This window comes from Pseudoalteromonas sp. BSi20439, assembly GCF_000241165.1.
In the GTDB taxonomy this organism is placed as follows: Bacteria; Pseudomonadota; Gammaproteobacteria; order Enterobacterales; family Alteromonadaceae; genus Pseudoalteromonas.
This window is the reverse complement of sequence record NZ_BADW01000143.1, coordinates 1-1351: the sequence shown is the minus strand read 5'-3', so window position 1 is coordinate 1351 and position 1351 is coordinate 1. Positions and strand designations below refer to the sequence as shown.

General features: G+C 43.4%; 1 protein-coding gene. It reads left to right on the top strand.

Going from position 1 to position 1351, the window contains the following annotated elements:
• Nucleotides 1-1032, top strand: a 1032-nt coding sequence (locus P20439_RS12165; RefSeq protein WP_036933896.1) for an IS91 family transposase, incomplete at its 5' end; no start/stop codon positions are given.
• Between the last annotated feature and the right edge of the window lie 319 nt (nt 1033-1351).

The window sequence follows — 1351 nt, the reverse complement described above, 5'->3', positions numbered from 1 at the left end:
CATCATACGGTGAGTTATCAACAACTGCGCGTGTGTCAGCACCTTCAATCATGCAGAACGGGTCAGCTCGGTTATCAAGCATGGCAATGTGATAACTGTGGGGAGTCGCAAAAGATTGGATGTAGCTGTCGAGACCGTCATTGCCCGCGTTGCCAAGGCATGGCTACGGCTAAATGGGTGCAAAAACAGCAGGAGGATTTATTACCATGTAGGTATTTCCACCTTGTTTTTACACTCCCGCATGAGTTGAATATCATTGCGCACTACAACCCAAACGCGTTGTATCAGTGTTTATTCAAAGCCACATGGCAAACGCTGAGTAAATTTGCGAAACGAAAGAGGCATGGTCAGTTAGGCATGACAAGTGTACTGCATACGTGGGGGCAAAACTTAGGTCAGCATATCCATTTACACTGTTTGATACCCGCAGGCGCGCTTGATAAAGCGCACTGGTATGAAATAGAAAAAGGCTATTTATACCCCGTTAAAGCATTATCAACAGTGTTCAGAGGGAAAATGCTGGCGGCGCTCAATGAATGCGATAGTTCATTCGCGAAGGTAAGCACGCCAACCAAATGGTGCGTGTATAGCAAAGCCTGTTTAACGTACAGTGAAAAGCTAGTTAGTTACCTTGCTCGTTATACCCGAAAAGGCGTGATGTCAGAATCGCGATTAGTGTCAGCGACTGAAGAAACAGTGAGCTTTAAATACCGCGATTATGCAGATAACAACCGCGATAAAGTCATGACTCTGAGTTGTGATGAATTTTTACGGCGCTACTTACAACATGTATTGCCCAAAGGGTTTATGCGCATTCGCCACTATGGCTTTTTAGCTAATGCGTGTCGCAAGCGAAAGTTAGCATTAATAAGGTCACAAGAATCACACAGAGGTAAAGTGGAGAAGCTAAAGACAGAAAACGTAACACTGATACCGCATTGGCCTTGCCAGTCATGCAAGACAGGTACCTTACGATTTATTGGTGTGATGAATATAGATGTGGCGACAAATAAAATAGCGCGAACGAGTTAGCAGTCTTGCTTGCTGCATCAAATCAATGAGTTAACCTGCTTAATTGCTCAGGCTAGCGGCCTCTGTACGTGTAAAAAATATAATTGCTTATTAAGCCAAATTTAGGTGTAATGAATACATAATAAGCGCTGAGCAATGCAGGGAAAGCTTACATAACACTAGCTAAGCTGATTAAATTAGCAAGGAAAGTGAGAGCCTTCAAAAAGCAAATTCCCATAGCATAAACAACACCAACTCTGACACATCGAGCAGGTAGCGGCTCAGTCCAACAAGCGATTATGCAACACAAACAGCGTGTCGCATAAATACTAAAATGTTA